Here is an 18,239-nt window from a genome sequence, read left to right on the forward strand (position 1 = left end):
TGGACAGGATCTTGATCACCCAGAAGGACAGCGTCACCTCGGGTACTTTGTTCAGCCAACGGGTTGCTGTGGCATTCATCGGGCTGACCTCTCCTTGACTGCGCGGTGGTTGGCGCAGGGGAGAAGGTACGGCACGAAACTTAGCTGGGACTGAGGGACGCGGTTTTTTTCAGGACATGGGCCAAGCCCACGGTGGTGAGGTGCACCACGCTGCCGTTGGGCGGCGCCTGCAGGCCGGAGCTGCGCACCAGGATTGACTGGCCGGGCGCGAACTCATTGGCGGGCAGCGTCACGGTCAGCGTGCAGGTATTGCCGCCGAATTCGCGTTCAGTCACCACGCCACGGCAGCCGCTATCGTGACTGGCGCTCAGTTGCAGTTGTTCCGGGCGCAGCATGATCCGCGAGGTTTCGTGGTCGAGCTTGCTGTCGACTGGCACGCGGCCCAGGCCGCAGTGGGCCCAGCCGGCTTCGATCCTTGCGGGCATGACGACGGCTTCGCCGAGAAACAACGCGGTCTGCTCGTCGACGGGGTATTGGTACAGGTCCATCGGATGGCCCGATTGCACCAGGCGGCCCTGGCGCATCACTGCCAGTTGATCGGCGAACGATAGCGCCTCGCTTTGATCGTGGGTCACCAGGATCGTGGTGATACCCGCGTCGCTCAGCAGCCGCGCAACCATCTTGCGCATCGCCGAGCGCAGCCCGGTGTCCAGGGCCGAGAACGGTTCATCCAGCAACATCAGCCGGGGTTGTTGCGCCAGGGCGCGGGCCAGCGCCACGCGCTGTTGCTGGCCGCCGGATAGTTCGTGGGGCCAGCGCCGCGCCATGTTGGCGTCGAGGGCCACGCTGTCCATCAATTCGGCGATGCGTGTGTGGCGCGCTTGGCCCTGGGTGGCCAGGCCGAAGCCGATGTTGTCGGCCACCGTCATGTGCGGGAACAGTGCGCCGTCCTGCGGTACATAGCCGATCTGGCGCTGATGGGCCGGCACGGCGTGGGTGCTGTCGACCAGCGGTTGGCCGTCGAGGGTGAGGCTGCCGGAGTCGGGAAATTCAAAGCCGGCGATCATGCGCAACAAGGTGGTCTTGCCCGAGCCGGACGGCCCGACAATCACGGTGCGGCTGCCGGTGGGCACCGACAGGCTGACATCCGCCAGGGCACGCTGGGTGCCAAAGGATTTGCAGAGTGCGTTCAGTTCGAGGGCGTTCATCGGCCTGCCGTGCGTTTGGATTGGTGGTAGAGAAGGCCGGTCAACGGCAGTGACAACAGGATCATGATCAGCGCGTAAGGGGCTGCTGCTGCGTAGTCGATCTCACTGGTCATCGCCCAGAAACCGGTGGCCAGGGTGCGGGTGCCGTTGGGCGCCAGCAGCAGGGTGGCAGTCAGCTCGTTGGTGATCGCCAGGAACACCAGCGCCGCACCCGCCGCAGCGGACGGTGCGGCCAGGCGCATGGTGATCAGCCACAACGCGCGGCCCGGCGAACGGCCGAGGCTGCGCGCCATGTTTTCCAGCTCCACCGGCGCCTGGGCGATACCGGCACGCAGGCTCACCAGGGCCCGTGGCAGGAACATCAACAAGTAGGCGAGCAGCACCGTAATGGTGGTCTGGTAGATCGGCCGGGCGAAGTGGATGGTCACGGTGACCAGCGCCAGCGCAACGACGATGCCGGGCAGCGAACTGGTGATGTAGTTGCAGCCTTCCAGGAGGCGTTGCAAGCGCCCCGGTGCGCGAATCGACAGCCAGGCGATCGGCACCGCCGCGCAGGTGGTCAACAGTGCGCCAGCAACGCCCAGTTGCACGGTTTGCAGGAGTGCCGGCAGCAGCTCGTCGAACTGCCAGACCTGCGCGCCACCGGCGACCAGCCACTGGCCCAGGGTGATCAGCGGCACGCCAAGGGCCAACGCGCAGGTCACGCCTTGCAGGGTCAGGGCGAGCAGGGTGGTGCTCGTGCTCAGTTGCACGGTGCGTTGTTCGCGGGCGCTGCCGGAGCCGACCCGCGCATACCGTGCATGGCCGCGCGCGGCGGATTCGGCGGTGAGCATCGCCAGGCAACACAGGGCCAGCACCGCCGCGAGCATATTGGCGGCCGGGCCATTAAAGGTGGATTTGAATTGATCGAAAATCGCCGTGGTGAAGGTATCAAAGCGAATCATCGCGTACAGGCCGTATTCGGCCAGCAGGTGCAGGCCCACCAGCAGCGCACCGCCGCAGATCGCCAGGCGCAGCTGTGGCAAGACCACGCGCCAGAACACCGCCCAGGGCTTGAGGCCCAGGGATTCGGCCACGTCTTCGATGGCCGGGTCCAACCGGCGCAGGGTCGCCGCCACCGGCAGGTACAGAAATGGGAAATAGGCAATCACCGACACCAGCACACCGGCCGGCAAGCCGTGGATCGACGGCACCAGGCTGACCCACGCGTAACTGTGCACAAACGCCGGCACCGCCAGCGGCGCAACCGCCAGCAGCGACCAGGCGCGGCGGCCGGGCAGGTTGGTGCGTTCGGTCAACCACGCCAGGGCCACGCCGAGCGCAATGCACAGGGGCAGGGTGAACATCACCAGCAGCACGGTGTTGACCAGCAACTCGCCGACCCGTGGCCGCCACACCAACGCCTCGATCTGCGCCCAGCCGATCTGCCAGGACACCCCGATCACAAACGCAATCGGCAACAGCGCCAGCAGCGAAACCAGCACCGACAGGCCGGTGACCCACGTACCCCCACAGCCTCTGAACAGGCCGTGGGTGCGTTTGTGTGGCATCGCGTGGGCAATGCCGGGGAGGGACGTTTCAGGCAACAATCAGAGCAGTCCGGCTTGGGTCATCAGCTCAACCGCTTTTTTGCTGTTGAGCTTGGAGGCGTCGACTTTCGGCGCGTCCAGTTGCGCCAGCGGCACCAGCTTGGGGTTGGATTGCGCGTTCTGGCCAACGGCGTATTCGAACGAGTTGCCGTCTTTCAAGATCGCCTGGCCATCTTTGCCAGTGATCCACTTCACGAAGGCCTGGGCCTGTTCCTGGTGTTTGCTGGAGGCCAATACACCGGCGCCGGAAATACTCACGAATGCGCCCGGGTCTTGGTGCTTGAAGTAGTGCAACTGGGTGTTCTTGCTGTTTTCGCCGGTCTTGGATTGGTCGACGAAGCTGTAGTAGTGATAAATCACGCCGCTGTCGATCTGGCCTGCGTTGACAGCCTTGAGCACCGCGCTGTTGCCACGGTAGATGGCCGCGTTGGCTTTCATCGCCTTGAGCCAATCGAGGGTCGCGGCTTCGCCCTTGAGTTCCAGCACAGCGGCGACGATGGCCTGGAAGTCGGCCCCGGCCGGGGACGCGGCCCAGCGGCCTTTCCAGCTTGGTGATGCGAGGTCCAGCAGGGATTTCGGCAAGTCGCCGGCGTTGAGCTTGCTTGGGTTGTACACAAACACCGTCGAACGCGCGGCAATGCCAATCCACTTGCCATGGGCCGGACGGTAAGCGGCGTCTACCTGCTCCAGGGTGGTCGGTGCCACCGGCGCGAACAGCCCGGCGTTGTCCACCAGCACCATGGCTGGCGAGTTCTCGGTGAGAAACACATCGGCCGGAGAGGCGGCGCCTTCCTGCACGATCTGGTTGCCCATCTCGGTGTCATCGCCGTTGCGGATAGTCACCGGAATACCGGTCTCCTGGGTAAACCCTTCGACCCAAGCCTTGGTCAGGCTTTCGTGCTGGGCGTTGTACACCACGATGCCCACCGAATCAGCGGCATACACATGCCCCGCGCTGACCAATGCAGTGGCGAGCAGGGCTTTTTTGATAAAGGAAGGAAGACGGCTGGTCATGCGGTGAGCGCTCCGGTTTTTATAACTGCACGGGAAGTCCGCTAGTGGTCGATTGAGCCTAGACCAATAGGAATCATTTGCATGTTTGGGCGCGGCGAATGTAGAGCGGCAGATGAGAAAAAAACGTCAAAGAAACGGTTAACAATTGTGATGAGGGCTATCAGATGCTGGAGCTTCTCTGTGGGAGCTGGCTTGCCTGCGAAAGGGTGGGGCAGCTGGCATTTTTGGCGGCTGGTATACCGCCTTCGCGGGCAAGCCCGCTCCCACAGGGGATACCAGGTGAGCCTGTTTTTTGAGCCAGGCGCAAATTCAAATGTGGGAGCTGGCTTGCCTGCGAAAGCGGTGGTTCAGCGGGCATTTTTGGCGACTGGCATACCGCCTTCGCGGGCAAGCCCGCTCCCACAGGGGATACCTGGTGAGCCTGTTTTTTGAGCCAGGCGCAAATTCAAATGTGGGAGCTGGCTTGCCTGCGAAAGGGTGGGGCAGCTGGCATTTTTGGCGACTGGCATACCGCCTTCGCGGGCAAGCCCGCTCCCACAGGGGATACCTAGTGAGCCTTTTTTTTGAGCCAGGCGCAAATTTAAATGTGGGAGCTGGCTTGCCTGCGAAAGCGGTGGTTCAGCGGGCATTTTTGGCGGCTGGCATACCGCCTTCGCGGGCAAGCCCGCTCCCACAGGGGATACCTGGCGAGCCTGTTTTTTGAGCCAGGCGCAAATTCAAATGTGGGAGCTGGCTTGCCTGCGAAAGCGGTGGTTCGGCTGGCATTTTTGGCGGCTGGTATACCGCCTTCGCGGGCAAGCCCGCTCCCACAGGGGATACCTGGTGAGCCTGTTTTTTGAGCCAGGCGCAAATTCAAATGTGGGAGCTGGCTTGCCTGCGAAAGGGTGGGTCAGCTGGCATTTTTTGGCGACTGGCATACCGACTTCGCGGGCAAGCCCGCTCCCACAGGGGATACCTGGTGAGCCTGTTTTTTGAGCCAGGCGCAAATTCAAATGTGGGAGCTGGCTTGCCTGCGAAAGCGGTGGTTCGGCTGACATTTTTGGCGACTGGCACGGCGCGATCGCAATCAAGCTAGGTCCCAGATTTTTTAGTTATATTTCAGGCAGTTAATAGAGCGATCCACCGTGGTCTTGGCAATTTCCAGCAAATGCCACACTGCCAGGATCTTTGCCCGCTCGGGGCTTGTCAGTTGTTCACCACAATCAAGTGCGGTGGCCGACGCGCTGTCGAGCAGGCTGGCGGTGTAGAGCAGGGCGTCTTCGAAGCTCAGGTCTTCGTTGACCGAGTGGAAACCTCTGGTGGGCAGGTAGTGATCGATGGCGCGGTTGAAGGCGGCGCGGTCTTTGGCGGGGTCGAAGGGGGGATCTGGCACAACCTTATTCATCGTGTATCTCCAACTGGTAGGTGAGGAGCCGACCCCTCGCGACTAAACGAGGGTGGCGGCTGTACGCAGGTTAGTCGACCGGCCAGTTGGATCCGGCGCACCCGAAGGTGCCCTGCGCACAGCCACCATGAACACGGTGACAGCTTGCGCACAACTGGAAGTCGGGCGACTAAACCCGGTCACTGATGAGCAGTGACGGACCGCAGACTAGCCACCGATTCCAGCAGGTACAAGGCGGCAGGGATTGTCTAGGAAACGTCCTGCAATTTAAAGCGACACGGCTTGCTGGCCCTTTACAAACCATGACAAAACGCCAGTAACCCAGCGAAGTCCCCTGATGCATGGAGATCAAAATGTGGGAGCTGTCGAGCCCCAGCGAGGCTGCGAAGGGATCACCGCTATAGTTGCGGTGAACCGCAGCATCAGCATCGCTGAGGCCCGACCTCAGCGCATATGCAAAATAATCGGGCTGCTGCTCGCCGGGTCGGTATGCCCACGCAGCTTGCCTACCGCCTGCGCATCCACCGGGCCACCGTTGTTGCCCCAGGTGCTGCGCATGTAGCTGAGCACTTCGGCAATTTCCTGATCCGACAGTTGTTCGCGAAAGGCCGGCATGCGGTAGGCGTCCGGCACGCCGGCGGCGACGACGCGTTGCGAGCCGTTGAGGGTGATGTTGATCGCCGAGGCGCTTTCCTTGGCGAGTGCCGAGGTGGCGCCGGCCAGGGGCGGCATCCATTCGGGCTGGCCCTTGCCGTCCAGGCCGTGGCAGGACGCGCAGCGGGTCGCATAGGTGTGGGCGCCGGGCGCGTTGCTGGCGGCCGCCGCCTGGTATTGCCACGGCGCGCCGTCACGCTGCGGGTCGCCGGGCAGCGACTTGAGGTAACGGGCGATGGCGGCCAGGTCGGCGTCTTGCATGAACTGGGTGGAGTTGTTGAACGCCTCGGTCATCGAGCCGTAGACCACCGCATGGGCGTTGCGCCCGGTCTTGAGGAATTGCACGATCTGCGCCTCGCTCCAGCGTCCCAACCCGCTGTTGGGGTCCTGGCGCAGGCTGGGGGCGTACCAGCCGTCGAGCAGGGCGCCGGCGAGGAAGGGCGCGCCGGACTCGTCCAGGGCCTTCTCGTTGAACGCCAGCCCTCGCGGGGTGTGGCAACTGCCGCAGTGGCCGGGGCCTTGCACGATATACGCGCCACGGTTCCACAGTTCGTCCTGCGCCGGTTTGGCCGCGTAGGGCGTGCTGGGGGCGAACACGCCGTTCCACAACGCGATGGGCCAGCGTAGGTTCAGCGGCCAGGGAATGTCGCTGGGGATGTTCGGCAGGTTGGCCGGTTGCACACCTGCCATGAAAAACGCGTACAGCGCCCGGATGTCGTCGTCGCTGAGCTTCACATAGGACGGGTAGGGCATCGCGGGGTAGAGCCGGCGCCCGTCCGGCGTCACGCCATGGCGCACTGCGCGGTCGAAGTCGGCCAGGGAGTAGTTGCCGATGCCGTTGTCGCGGTCCGGCGTGATGTTGGTGGCGTGGATCGCGCCCAGCGGCGTGGCCATCTCCAGGCCGCCGGCGAACGGCGCCTTGCCTGGCAGGCTGTGGCAGGCCACGCAGTCACTGAGCCGGGCGACGTATTCGCCGCGACTGACCAATGCGGCATCCACACTTTGTGTTTGCTCAAAGGGCGAAGCGGGCTGGCGGGTGACATACCAGGCCAGCACGGCGGCGGCGACCAGGCAGGGCAGCGCCAGCCAGCCTGCGGTTCTTGCGAATCGACGGTTGTTCATGGGCGGTTCCTGGCGTTAGCTGAAGGTGTGGCGACTCAGGGGCAGGCTGCGGATGCGCTGGCCGGTCAACTGCGCCACCGCATTGGCCACGGCCGGCGCGACGGCGGGCAGCGGCGGTTCGCCGATGCCGCCCATCTTTTCGCCGCTCTCGACAATCCGCACATGCACCCGCGCCATCCGCGACGGCGGCAGGATCGGGTACAGGTCGTAATTGCGTGCCCGCGGCTTGCCGTCGACGAACACTGCTTCCTCCAGCAGCGTCTGGGACAAGCCCAACGCCACCGCGCCATTCACCTGGGCTTCGACAATCGCCGGGTTGACGATGCTGCCCGGGTCAATTGCTTCCCAGATGTCATGCACCTTGACCTGGCCGTGTTCAATCGACACCTCGGCGATCACCGCCGCATGGGAGCCGAACGGCGAGGCCATGGCCACGCCCCGCGCACGGCGGCTGCCGTCCTCGGCGGTGAACGGCCCGCGTTTCCAACCGCCGGACAACTCGCCCACCGCTTGCAGCAGGGTGGTCAGCCGTGGGTTGTCACGCAGCAGGTGCAGGCGCAACTCGTAAGGATCGTGGCCGCCCTTGTCCGCCAACTCGTCGAGGAACGCTTCGTAGAAAAAGTCATTCAGCGAATTGCCCACCGAACGCCAATAACCCAGCATCGCCGGGCCTTTGACGTAGATCTGCGCGATGCGTTTATTGGGGATCGCATAGGATTTTCCCGACAATCCTTCCAGGGCCGTGGGGTCGAGTTTGGCCCCCTGTTTACCGGCGATCGCTTCCGTTGGGCCTTCGGTGGCGCTGACCGCCTCGATGGCCACGGGAAAGCCTTTGTCATCCAGCGCGGCACGGAACTTGACCACCGCCACCGGGCGCAGCACGTCGCGCAGGAACTCTTCCTCGCGGCTCCAGATCAGCTTGATCGGGCGGCCGACCGCCTTGGCCAGCGCGATGGCCTGGGGATACGGGCTGGCCGAGTCATACAAGAAATGCCGGCCAAAAAAACCGCCCAGCAACGGCGAGTGCAGGTTGACCTGCGCCGGATCGAGACCCGCGCGCTTGGCGATGTCGGCGCGGAACATGTCCGGCGCCTGGTTGGGCAGCCAGATGTCCAGGGTGCCGTCGGGATTGAAGCGGGCGAGGGCAGAGGGCGGTTCCAGCTGGGCGTGGTTGACGTACTGGTTATGGTAGGTGGCTTCGACGCTGGTTTTGGCGCCTTTCAGCGCGGCGGCGACATCGCCTTCGTTTTCATCGTCACGCCCCGGGCCTTGCTGGGCCGCAAGCACATCGCGCCAGCCATCGCTGGAAAAGTCCGCGGGCATCACCCGAACGGTCGCGTCTGCACCAGCCTCTTGCCAGTCAACCTGGAGCGCCTCCACCGCACGCTTGGCATGCCACCAACGTTCGGCCACCACGGCGACGGCGCCGGGCAGTTGATGCACCGAGTGCACGCCCTTCATCGCTTCGACCTGCGCCTGATTGCGCAGGCTGCCCACCGTCATGCCCAGGCGCGGTGCGTGTTGCACCGCGGCGTGGAGCATGCCGTCGACCTTGAGGTCGATGCTGTATTGCGCCTTGCCGGTGGATTTGTCGTAGGCATCGACGCGACGTACCGGCTTGCCGATCCAACGGAACTGGCTCGGGTCGCGTAGCTTGATGCCTGCCAGGTCGGGCACCGGCATGTCCAGGGCGCGTCCGGCCAACTCGCCGTAGCCCAGGGAACGCCCGGACGCCGCGTGTACCACGCGACCGGGTTGGGTGCTCAGTTCGGTCAGAGGCACGCCCAACTGCTCGGCGCCAGCCTGCAACAACATGGCCCGGGCCAGCGCGCCCAGGCGGCGCATGGTGGGGTAGCTCATACGCACCGACATGCTGCCGCCGGTGATGCGCATGCCGTTTTCCATCACCACGTAGGCCTCGCCCGGTGGTGCGGCCTCGACGATGAAGGTCGCGGGGTCAGCGTCCAGTTCCTCTCCGACAATCTGCGCCATCGCCGTGTGCGTGCCTTGCCCGCCTTCCATGAAGGGGCTGAGCAATCGCACGCTACCGTCCGGGCGAATCTCCAGGAACGCCGGCACCTGGGTACCGCGTTCCGCCGTCGCGGCCTGCACCCTGGACGTACCCAGGGGCAAGCCGAAACCGATCACCAGCGCACCCACCGCCGTACTCGCCAGAAAGCGCCGGCGCGACAGGTTCACCGGGCCATCGAATAGTTCATCGCGGGTATTCATCAGGCGAGCTCCTGCTTGGCCAGGTCGTCGACCGCCGCATGAATCGCGTTGTAGGTGCCGCACCGGCACAGGTTGACCATCGCCGCGTCGATCTGCGCAGTGCTTGGCTTGGGGGTGTGCTTGAGCAGCGCGGTGGCCGCCATCACCTGCCCGGACTGGCAATACCCGCACTGCGCCACCTGATGCTCGACCCAGGCCGCGACCACGCGCTTGCCCACGGCATCGGCTTCAATCGCCTCGATGGTAGTGATGTCACGCCCGACCACCCCGGCCACCGGGGTCACGCAACTGCGCACCACGTTGCCGTCCACCAGCACCGAACAGGCGCCGCACTGGGCCAGGCCGCAGCCGTACTTGGTGCCGGTCAGGCCGAGGTCATCGCGGATTACCCACAGCAACGGGGTATCGGCATCCGCATCGACCTGATAGGTCGTCTGGTTGATTCGTAATTCCATGGCTCACCTGCACGTCGACGGTAGGTGCGGCCTTTATAGGATCGGGAATGCGCTGGCCGCTTAGTGTCGAACTCTAGACCACCACGCAAGGGGCATGTGCCCGGCCGTCGTCAAATCCAGAGGATCAGGCAAGCATTCGCGAGGATTGTGCCAGTTAGACGATGTCGTCAATCAGGATATGGTGCTGCCCCCGGCTACAGCGTTCGATGCGCGCCTGAACCTTGTACACCGTGCGTAGCATGGCTTCATTGATCACCTCATGACTCGGCCCGCTGGCCTGGGCCGTGCCGTCGGCGATCACCAGCACCTGGTCGGCGAAGCGCAGCGCCTGGTTGAGGTCGTGCAGGGCGATAAACACGATCACCTGGCGCTGGCGGGCGAGGGCGCGCATAAAGCCCAGCACCTGCACCTGGCGATGCATGTCGAGGGCGCTGGTGGGCTCGTCCATCAGCAGCACTTCGGGTTCGCGCACCAGGGTCTGGGCGATGGAGACTAGTTGCTGTTGGCCGCCGCTGAGTTCACCGAGGTTGCGAAAGGCCAGGTCGCGGATGCCCAGGGCGTCAAGCATCTCATCCACGAGCCGCAGTTCGTCATCGTGCACCGTCCAGCCCGGCGCGAGTTGCTTGCGCGCCAGCAGCACCGATTCGTACACCGTCAACCGGGCGCTGGCATTGAGGCCCTGGGGCATGTAGCTGATGCCCTGCACACCCTTGGTCGAACCTTGCAGGATCACCTTACCCGGCCCGTCGAGCAGCCCGGCGATGCGCTTGAACAGGGTGGATTTACCGGCAGCGTTGGGGCCGACCACGGCGACCACCTGGCCGCCGACAAAGCGTGCGGTACTGACGCCGCTGATGATGGTGCGTGGTCCGTAGCAGGCGCCCAAGTCGTCCAGCTGAATACTTACCATGAGTTTTTCTTCCCGCCGAGGATCAGGGAGATAAAGAACGGCACGCCGATCAACGAGGTGACCACGCCAATCGGGAAAATCGCGCCGGGGATCAGGGTCTTGCTCACCACCGAGCTGGCCGATAGGATCAGTGCGCCGGTCAGCAGCGAGGCGGGCAGGAAGAAGCGCTGGTCTTCGCCGATCAGCATGCGCGCGATGTGCGGACCGACCAGCCCGATAAAGCCGATGGTGCCGACAAACGCCACCGGGAACGCGGCGAGCAGGCTGACCATGATCAGCGTCTGCAAGCGCAGGCTGCGCACGTTGATGCCGAAGCTGGCGGCCTTGTCGTCGCCCAGGCGCAACGCGGTAAGGGCCCAGGCGCGCTTGGCGAAAATCGGCAGGGTGATCAGGATCACCAGGCAGATCACCCCCAACTTGGGCCAGGTGGCCTTGGTCAGGCTGCCCATGGTCCAGAACACCACGGCGGCCACCGCTTGTTCGGTGGCAAAAAATTGCACCAGCGCCAGCAGCGCATTGAACGTGAACACCAGCGCAATGCCCAGCAGCACGATGGTTTCGGCGCTCACGCCACGGCGCAGGCTGAGGAAGTGGATCAGCAGCGCGCAGAGCATGGCCATGATGAACGCGTTGAGCGGCACCATGTACTGCGCCGCCAGCGGGAACAGCGCCACACCAAACGCCAGGCCCATGGCGGCGCCGAAACTGGCGGCGGCGGACAGGCCCAGGGTGAACGGGCTGGCCAGCGGGTTGTTGAGGATGGTCTGCATCTGCGCGCCAGCCAGGGACAGCGCGGCGCCCACGGCCACCGCCATCAGCGCGACGGGCAGGCGGATGTCCCACATCACCACGCGCACTTGCGGCGCGGCGGTGTCCGGGGCAAACAGTGCGCCGAGCACTTCACTGAGGCTGTAGCGCGCCGGCCCCAGGGCCAGGTCGAGCAACACACTGCCCAACAACAGCACGGCCATGACGCAGAGGATCAGGCGTTTGCGCAGCACCAGCTGGCGGTAGGCGCTCATGGCTTGAGGCTCACGAAGTAGCCCGGCTCGTAGGGCACCGGCAGGAAGCGCTCGTGCAACTCGCGAAAGGCGGCCTCGGGATCGAGGTCGGCAAACAGCGTCGGGTGAAACCACTTGGCCAACTGCTGGATCGCCACGAACTGGTAAGGGCTGTTGTAGAACTGGTGCCAGATCGCGTGGAACGCTTGCTGCTCCTGGGCCTTGATCCCGGCATAGGCCGGGCGGCCGGTGTACCACGCCAGTTTGCGCCGGGCCTCGGCCATGTCGGCCGCGGGGCCGACGCCGACCCAGTGCCCACCCGGCGCGAACGCCTCCCAGTTGGCGCTGGTGACGACCACCTGGGCCGGGTTGGCGACGATCACCTGCTCGGGATTCAACTGGCCGAAGGTGCTGGGAATAATGCCTTTGGCGATGTTGTTGCCGCCGGCCAGCTCGACGAACAGGCCGAAGTTTTCATTGCCGAAACTCAGGCAGCAATCGTCGGTGTAACCGCCGATACGCTCGATAAATACCGCAGGGCGCGGGGGCTGCTGCGCGGCGATCACGTCGGTGACACGGCGGATCTGCTTGTTGCGAAACGCGATAAATGCTTCGGCCTGCTGCTCTTTGCCGAACAACTGGCCAAACAGGCGCATGGTCGGCTCGGTGTTGGTCATGGGCTGGTTGCGAAAGTCCACGTACACCACCGGGATGCCCAGGGCGTCGAGTTTCTCGATGTAGCGCGCATCCTCGGTGGCGTGCTGCGCCTCGATATTGAGGATGATCACGTCGGGGCGCTGGGAGATGGCTTGTTCGATGTCGAAGGTGCCGTCTTCAAAGCCGCCGAAGGTGGGGATCTTGGCGATGGCGGGGAATTTGCGCAGGTAGGCGTTGTAGGTGTCCGGGTCGGACTGGATCAAGTCCTTGCGCCAGCCGACGATGCGTTCGATGGGGTTTTGCGTGTCCAGTGCGGCCACCAGGTACAGCTGGCGGCCTTCGCCGAGAATCACCCGCTGCACCGGCAGGTTGACCTTGACCTGGCGGCCGAGCAGATCGGTGACCGTGGTGGGGGTGGCAAACGCCGGCATGCCCAGCAACCCGGTGAACAACAGCGCCGCCAGGACGTGGCCGCATCGCACAATCGAAAGCATCATGTAAGCCCTTGCAGGTATCAGAAATCGACCGTGGCCGAGAGGAGGAGGGTGCGTGGCGAGGCCTGGGAGAACGCGCCGTAGGAGGCCACGCCGGACCAGTACTGGCGGTCGAACAGGTTCTGCAGCGTGGCGCGGAATGTGGTCGGTCGCTCGGCGATGCGCGTGCTGTAGCGTACGCCGACATCGATGCGGGTCCAGGGATCGAGGCGCTGGGTGTTGGCCTGGTCGACGTACTGGCTGGCGGTGTAGATCGCGCCGCCGGTCAACGTCAGCCCCTCGACTGTCGGCGTGTCCCATTCGGCCCACAGGTTGGCCTGCACCTCGGGCACGCCGACCGGGGTATTGCCACGGTTGGCGGCGATGCCGCTGCGGGTCAATTGCGCGTCCAGCAGGGTCACGCCACCGAGCAGGCGCGCGCCCTGGGCGACTTCGCCAAACACGCTCAATTCCAGGCCACGGTTGCGCTGTTCGCCCTGCACCGAAAAGCGCCCGGCGGCCAGTTCGCCGCTGGGTTTGTCGATCTGGAACAGCGCCAGGGTCGACATGAAGGTGCCGTAGTCGAGCTTGACCCCGACCTCATGCTGCGTGGACACGTAAGGCGCAAAGATCTCACCGGCGTTCGCCGCGTTGGACGGCGCCACATCGCCCTTGCTCAGGCCTTCGAGGTAGTTGTAGTAGAACGCCACGTGATCCCACGGCTTGAGCACGGCGCCGAACAGCGGCGTGGTCTTGCCATCGTCGTAGGCGCTGGTGACTGCGCCCGCGGTGTTGTAGTTGTTCGATTGGATGCGCTGTTGGCGCAGGCCGACGGTGACCTGCACGCGCTGGTCCAATATCGACAAGGTGTCGGCGATGGCCACGCCGGTCAGCTCGGTGGCCGAGACTTTCGGCGCGTCCGGCTTGGGGATCGACGGCTTGGGGCGGTCGGTGGGGTGATAGATATTCGACAGCACCGAGGCGCCGGAAATGATCCCGCGTGACAGCTCGTCGCGATAACGGCTGGCCTGCACCACGCTGGTGTGGCTGACCGGCCCGGTGTCGAAGCGTACGCGGGCACCGGCGTCCACGGTGTAGCGCTGGACTTCGAAGCGGTAGTAACCGGGTGTGGAATCGGTGTCGCCGGCGGCGTTGATGATCTTCGGCGTCTGGTCGGACATACGCGCCACGGCGGATTTGCCGCCGCCGGCGTGGGCGAACAGAGTGAGGGCATCGTTGAGGTCATATTCGCCGCTGAGCAACGCGGATTTGTCGCGGGTGCGGGACCAGCCCCAGTCCTGGCTGACATTGGTGCGGCCGTTGGCCGCGTTGGGAATGTTCACGCCGGGGGTGATCAGGAACGGTCGGGAAGCGGCGTCGAACTCTTCTTCCTGGGAGATCAGGTCCAGGCTGCCGCGCAGGCGCTCGCCCTGGTAATCCAGGGACAGCGCACCGATGCCGACGTCGCGTGATTGCGCGTCGATCACCGTGTTGCCCTGCTGCACGCCGCCGTTCAGGCGCAGGCCGAAGCGGCGCTCGTCACCGAAGCGGCGGCTGATGTCGATGCGGTTGCCGATGTGGGCGTCCTGCGTGTAGCTGGCGGTGTAGCGGGTCAGGTCTTCGTCGAGGGAGCGCTTGGGCACCACATTGATCACGCCGCCCACCGCACTGTTGGGCGACATGCCGTAGAGCAGGGCGCCGGGGCCCTTGACCACTTCGATGCGCTCGGCGTACTCGGTAAACACGCGATAGTTGGAGGCCACGCCGTAGACGCCGTCGAAGGCCAGTTCGCCGAGGTTGCCTTCGCCCACCGGGAAGCCGCGGATGAAAAACGAATCGACAATGCCGCCGGTCTGCCCGGTGGAGCGCACCGAAGAGTCGCGTTCCAGCAGATCGCCGACGGTGGTGGCCTGCTGGTCCTTGATCAGCGACGCGGTGTAGGTGCTGACGCTGAAGGGCGCGTCCATTACGTCGCGGTTGCCGAGCATGCCCAGGCGCCCGCCGACCGCGACCTGGCCGCCGGAATAGGCTGGCGGCAGGCTGTCGCTGCGTTGTGCCGTGCCGCTGACGGTGGTTTCCGACAGGGTGACCCGGCGTAGTGCCAGGGTGTAGCTGCCGTCTGCGCGCAAGACCATTTCCAGGCCGCTGCCGGCGAGCAGGCGGGTGACGGCCTCCTCGGTCGAATAGGTGCCGGATAGGCCGGGGCTGGTCAGTCCGTCGGTGAGCGCCGGCAGGAACGACAGCGCGATGCCGGCGTCCACGGCGAAGTTCGACAGCGTGGCGCCGAGGGGGCCGGGGGTGATCTGGTAGGCACGCATTGTCACCCCATCCAACTGCGCGGCCATGGCGGCGCTGGTGAGGGCCAGGCTGAGCAGTGCGCTGCGGATCACGAGCATGGATGGGGGGCCTGTGGGTTGGAGTGGGGTTTGATGTGTTTGCCAGTTGAGATTGGGAAAAGTATCAGGGTGGCAGGGGTTTATTTTTGGTGTACGTATCCATTCGGGCGGGTTGAACGGGGTCAAAACTGTGGGAGCGGGCTTGCTCGCGAATGCGGTGGATCAGCCGATGAATGAGTTGGCTGATACGCCGCATTCGCGAGCAAGCCCGCTCCCACATTTGGATCGCCATGTATCAGATGGAACTGTGGTTTGCTCTTGCTCTGGCTTTTGATCTTAGGCACACCGAGCCCAGGCCAGGCGCCGAGTGTTGGGGCGAGGACCTGTTGGTTACTTTCGGACCTTTCCAAAAGTGACCCGCTGTAAGAGCGGAACCCTAAGCCGCCGACAACGTGAGCCAATACCCACTCAAATGCCCACTGACAACCACCGGATATGTCTGCACCAGCATGTTCAACGTGCGCTGTGTATCACTGATGGGAAACGCCCCAGAGATACGCAAATCAGCAATCGCAGGATCACAACGCACAAAACCACGCCGATAACGCGCCAGTTCGGCAACGAAATCCGCCAGGCGCATCCTGTCAGCCATCAACATGCCCTGGGTCCAGGCCCCCACATTACGGTCGGTAGCCGCCACCCCACCAAAGGTCTGCGCAGAAAAGTCCATGCGCTGCCCGGCGTTGACGATCAGCGGTGTGCTCTGGTTGTTCTCGGCCAGCATCACCTTGACCGCGCCTTCGAGCACCGCCAGCTGGGTGAGCGGGCTCAGTTCGCGCACGGTGAAGCGCGTGCCCAGGGCCTGCATGCGGCCCTGGCGGGTGCTGACCAGGAATGGGCGCGAGGTATCCGCGGCGGTCTGCACCAGCATCTCACCTTCGCGCAAGTGCACCAGACGCTGCTGGCTGTCAAAACGCACATCGATGGCCGTATCGGTGTTGAGCGTGATACGCGAACCATCGGCCAGCACCAGTTCACGGCGTTCGCCGACGTGGGTGCGGTAGTCGGCGGTCCATTGCTGGGATTGCGCAAGTTTCCAACTGCCCCAGCCGACCGGCATCACCGCCAGCAACAACGCGAGCTTGCCCAGCGCCGCGCGGCGTTCCGGGTGGCTTGGACGATCCAGCGCCGACATCGCCAGGGCCGGCGGCAGCCCGCCGAGCTTGCTTTGCAGCAACTGCGCCCGGGCCCAGGCGCGATCACGTTCGGGGCTGCTGGTTTTCCAGCGTTCCCACTCGGCGCGTTCGCTGGCGCTGAGGTCGTTTTCGCTCAGGCGCATCAGCCATTCGGCGGCCTCTTCGAGGACATCGGCGGCGAGCGGTGGCTGTTTGCGCAGGCTGAGCATGGGCTTATTCCACCAGCATCAGGCACTGCACAAACGCCTGTTTCATGTAGCGTTTGACGGTGATCAGCGACACGCCCAGTTGCTCGGCAATCGCGTCGTACTTGAGGCCGCTGAGCTGCGACAGCAGGAACGCGCGCTTGACCAGTGGCGGCAGCGCGTCGAGCATCGCGTCGATTTCGTGCAGGGTTTCCAGCACCATGAAGTGGGTTTCCGCCGACGGTGCTTGCTGTAGCGGCGCGCTGGCGAGGGCTTCCAGATAAGCCCGTTCCAACGCCTTGCGCTGATACCAATTGACCAGGATGCCCCTGGCCACGCAGGTCAGGTAGGCACGTGGCTGGTCGATCACCGTGACCTGGGAGGCGAGGATCCGGGTGAAGGTGTCCTGGGCCAGGTCGGCCGCATCCATGGCGTTGCCGAGTTTGCGTTTGAGCGTGGCGTACAGCCAGCCGTGATGCCCGCTGTACAGCGCCTCGATTGCGCGCAGGTGGTGGTTGTGATCGGCGTCGAGGATTTCGCTCATGGCGCACATCCGTGCAATTGAGAAGTATTCCCAATGCTAAGGGACAACCCGGCGTGAACGCAACGCGAGAATCGCAAGCAGTGCCAGCCCATACGCCGCGCAGACGAACAGGTAGGTATACGCCAGGCCATACACCTGGCTGAGCAGGCCACCGATGGCGATACCGGCAATCGAGGCGAATTGCGCAGTGCCCTGGGCGATCCCCAGCACGTGGCCCTGGCTTGAGCTGTCGGCGCTCTTTGAAATCAACGCCATCAGCACCGGCGTGGTCGCCCCGAGCAACACGCCCCACAGCAGGTAACCGAGGGCGAACACCAGCGGGTTGCGGGTGATGCCGGCGATGCCGGTGAGCGCTATGCACGCGAGTACCACCCAGGCAATGCGCCGCAGGGAATCGCCTTGGTCACGCCCTTCGAAATGCCGCGCCCATGTCGTTGCGCTCAGGATGAAACCCAATGCCAGCAGGCCGTAGCACAGGCCGACCCAGGCGTTGCTGACGTTGAATGTGCTGCTCACATACAGCGCGAACGAGGTCTGCGGCAGCATCCGCGCCAGCAGCAGAATGCCCATCACCACCAGCAGCGGCAGCAGCGCCGAACCGCGCCATACCACGGCGCTCGACGCGCTCACGGGTTTCTTCTGCGGCGGCACGTCCGGCAGGCTCAGCGCCGCAACCAGCGTGCACACCGCGCAGAGTGCCGAGGCGCTGAGGTTGATCCAGAAAAACGTCGCGTGATCGAGGATCAAGCCGCCGACCACCGCACCGAGCAGCGAGCCGACGTTGGTGGAGATCTGCAACAGCGCAAACAACCGCGCGCGCCGGGCCGGCGCCTCGATACTTACGCCATACGCCTGGGCCGGGGCGATATACCCGGCACACGCGCCCTGCACAAAGCGCAACAGCAGGATCGCCCAGATGTCGCTGATCAAGGCCAGCGCCAGTTGGGTCAGGGTCAGGCCGATCAGGGCGCGGATCATCATCAGCTTGTGGCCATGACGATCACCGACGCGTCCCCAGAACGCGCTGGTCAGCAGGATGCCGAGCATCGGCCCGACGTACACGGCGATGCTGGCGAAGCTGAACAACGCATCGGAGTCGGTCAGCCCACGCAAGTGCACTGGCCAGAACGGGCCGCTCATTTCCATCGCGCCCATCGACACGAGCTGGATCGCGAACAGCAGGGAAATCAGGATGCGGGTCGGTGGCATGGATCAATCTCGTTGTAAAAAAAACGGCGGGGGGCTGATACTTTTTCGTCGGTTGGCTGGCATCAGGAGT

The 18,239-nt window shown here is 64.4% G+C and carries 14 protein-coding genes; all 14 read right to left on the reverse strand.

The window, feature by feature from the left end; genetic code table 11:
* Positions 1-140 precede the first annotated feature (140 nt).
* The 14 genes from PSH81_RS09925 to PSH81_RS09990 all read right to left on the reverse strand — a co-directional run bounded on the left by PSH81_RS09925 (position 141) and on the right by PSH81_RS09990 (position 18,169).
* On the reverse strand, positions 141-1,208 hold the full coding sequence (locus PSH81_RS09925; protein WP_305392408.1) for an ABC transporter ATP-binding protein: 1,068 nt from the start codon (positions 1,206-1,208) through the stop codon (positions 141-143).
* On the reverse strand, positions 1,205-2,758 hold the full coding sequence (locus PSH81_RS09930) for an iron ABC transporter permease (RefSeq protein ID WP_305392762.1): 1,554 nt from the start codon (positions 2,756-2,758) through the stop codon (positions 1,205-1,207). The genes PSH81_RS09925 and PSH81_RS09930 overlap by 4 nt, the downstream gene beginning before the upstream one ends.
* 39 nt (positions 2,759-2,797) lie before the next feature.
* Entirely contained in the window at positions 2,798-3,811 is a 1,014-nt protein-coding gene (locus tag PSH81_RS09935) for an iron ABC transporter substrate-binding protein (RefSeq protein WP_226456032.1), read from the reverse strand.
* Between the two features lie 1,087 nt (positions 3,812-4,898).
* Positions 4,899-5,195 carry a hypothetical protein gene (locus PSH81_RS09940; protein ID WP_226456031.1) on the reverse strand — a complete coding sequence of 99 codons (297 nt, stop codon included), beginning with the start codon at positions 5,193-5,195 and terminating at the stop codon, positions 4,899-4,901.
* 444 nt (positions 5,196-5,639) lie between these two features.
* A complete protein-coding gene (locus tag PSH81_RS09945) occupies positions 5,640-6,971 on the reverse strand; it encodes a cytochrome c (protein ID WP_305392409.1) in 1,332 nt (443 codons plus the stop codon).
* 15 nt (positions 6,972-6,986) lie between these two features.
* The gene (locus PSH81_RS09950) at positions 6,987-9,203 is read right to left on the reverse strand and encodes a molybdopterin cofactor-binding domain-containing protein (protein WP_305392410.1); all 2,217 of its coding nucleotides are present in this window, start codon (positions 9,201-9,203) and stop codon (positions 6,987-6,989) included.
* A complete protein-coding gene (locus PSH81_RS09955) occupies positions 9,203-9,658 on the reverse strand; it encodes a (2Fe-2S)-binding protein (RefSeq protein ID WP_305392411.1) in 456 nt (151 codons plus the stop codon). Before PSH81_RS09955 ends, PSH81_RS09950 begins: the two co-directional genes overlap by 1 nt.
* A gap of 154 nt (positions 9,659-9,812) precedes the next feature.
* Positions 9,813-10,568 carry an ABC transporter ATP-binding protein gene (locus PSH81_RS09960; RefSeq protein ID WP_305392412.1) on the reverse strand — a complete coding sequence of 252 codons (756 nt, stop codon included), beginning with the start codon at positions 10,566-10,568 and terminating at the stop codon, positions 9,813-9,815.
* A complete protein-coding gene (locus PSH81_RS09965) occupies positions 10,562-11,590 on the reverse strand; it encodes an iron ABC transporter permease (protein ID WP_305392413.1) in 1,029 nt (342 codons plus the stop codon). The genes PSH81_RS09960 and PSH81_RS09965 overlap by 7 nt, the downstream gene beginning before the upstream one ends.
* Positions 11,587-12,720, reverse strand: a complete 1,134-nt coding sequence (locus tag PSH81_RS09970) for an ABC transporter substrate-binding protein (protein ID WP_226456180.1) — start codon at positions 12,718-12,720, stop codon at positions 11,587-11,589. The genes PSH81_RS09965 and PSH81_RS09970 overlap by 4 nt, the downstream gene beginning before the upstream one ends.
* Before the next feature lie 20 nt (positions 12,721-12,740).
* Entirely contained in the window at positions 12,741-15,095 is a 2,355-nt protein-coding gene (locus PSH81_RS09975) for a TonB-dependent receptor (protein ID WP_305392414.1), read from the reverse strand.
* Positions 15,096-15,471: 376 nt separating this feature from the next.
* Positions 15,472-16,440, reverse strand: a complete 969-nt coding sequence (locus tag PSH81_RS09980) for a FecR domain-containing protein (RefSeq protein ID WP_305392415.1) — start codon at positions 16,438-16,440, stop codon at positions 15,472-15,474.
* A gap of 4 nt (positions 16,441-16,444) precedes the next feature.
* Positions 16,445-16,960 carry a sigma-70 family RNA polymerase sigma factor gene (locus PSH81_RS09985; RefSeq protein WP_192300408.1) on the reverse strand — a complete coding sequence of 172 codons (516 nt, stop codon included), beginning with the start codon at positions 16,958-16,960 and terminating at the stop codon, positions 16,445-16,447.
* Between the two features lie 36 nt (positions 16,961-16,996).
* Positions 16,997-18,169: an MFS transporter gene (locus PSH81_RS09990; protein WP_305392416.1), complete on the reverse strand. Its 1,173-nt coding sequence runs from the start codon at positions 18,167-18,169 to the stop codon at positions 16,997-16,999.
* Positions 18,170-18,239 lie beyond the last annotated feature (70 nt).

This window comes from Pseudomonas sp. FP2335, assembly GCF_030687535.1.
Lineage (GTDB): Bacteria > Pseudomonadota > Gammaproteobacteria > Pseudomonadales > Pseudomonadaceae > Aquipseudomonas.

Coding starts and splice junctions, on each gene's coding strand:
- PSH81_RS09945 (WP_305392409.1), bottom strand. CDS start 6,971: ATGAACAACCGTCGATTCGCAAGAACCGCAGGCTGGCTGGCGCTGCCC.
- PSH81_RS09980 (WP_305392415.1), bottom strand. CDS start 16,440: ATGCTCAGCCTGCGCAAACAGCCACCGCTCGCCGCCGATGTCCTCGAA.
- PSH81_RS09990 (WP_305392416.1), bottom strand. CDS start 18,169: ATGCCACCGACCCGCATCCTGATTTCCCTGCTGTTCGCGATCCAGCTC.
- PSH81_RS09970 (WP_226456180.1), bottom strand. CDS start 12,720: ATGCTTTCGATTGTGCGATGCGGCCACGTCCTGGCGGCGCTGTTGTTC.
- PSH81_RS09955 (WP_305392411.1), bottom strand. CDS start 9,658: ATGGAATTACGAATCAACCAGACGACCTATCAGGTCGATGCGGATGCC.
- PSH81_RS09965 (WP_305392413.1), bottom strand. CDS start 11,590: ATGAGCGCCTACCGCCAGCTGGTGCTGCGCAAACGCCTGATCCTCTGC.
- PSH81_RS09960 (WP_305392412.1), bottom strand. CDS start 10,568: ATGGTAAGTATTCAGCTGGACGACTTGGGCGCCTGCTACGGACCACGC.
- PSH81_RS09930 (WP_305392762.1), bottom strand. CDS start 2,758: ATGCCACACAAACGCACCCACGGCCTGTTCAGAGGCTGTGGGGGTACG.
- PSH81_RS09940 (WP_226456031.1), bottom strand. CDS start 5,195: ATGAATAAGGTTGTGCCAGATCCCCCCTTCGACCCCGCCAAAGACCGC.
- PSH81_RS09950 (WP_305392410.1), bottom strand. CDS start 9,203: ATGAATACCCGCGATGAACTATTCGATGGCCCGGTGAACCTGTCGCGC.
- PSH81_RS09985 (WP_192300408.1), bottom strand. CDS start 16,960: ATGAGCGAAATCCTCGACGCCGATCACAACCACCACCTGCGCGCAATC.
- PSH81_RS09925 (WP_305392408.1), bottom strand. CDS start 1,208: ATGAACGCCCTCGAACTGAACGCACTCTGCAAATCCTTTGGCACCCAG.
- PSH81_RS09975 (WP_305392414.1), bottom strand. CDS start 15,095: ATGCTCGTGATCCGCAGCGCACTGCTCAGCCTGGCCCTCACCAGCGCC.
- PSH81_RS09935 (WP_226456032.1), bottom strand. CDS start 3,811: ATGACCAGCCGTCTTCCTTCCTTTATCAAAAAAGCCCTGCTCGCCACT.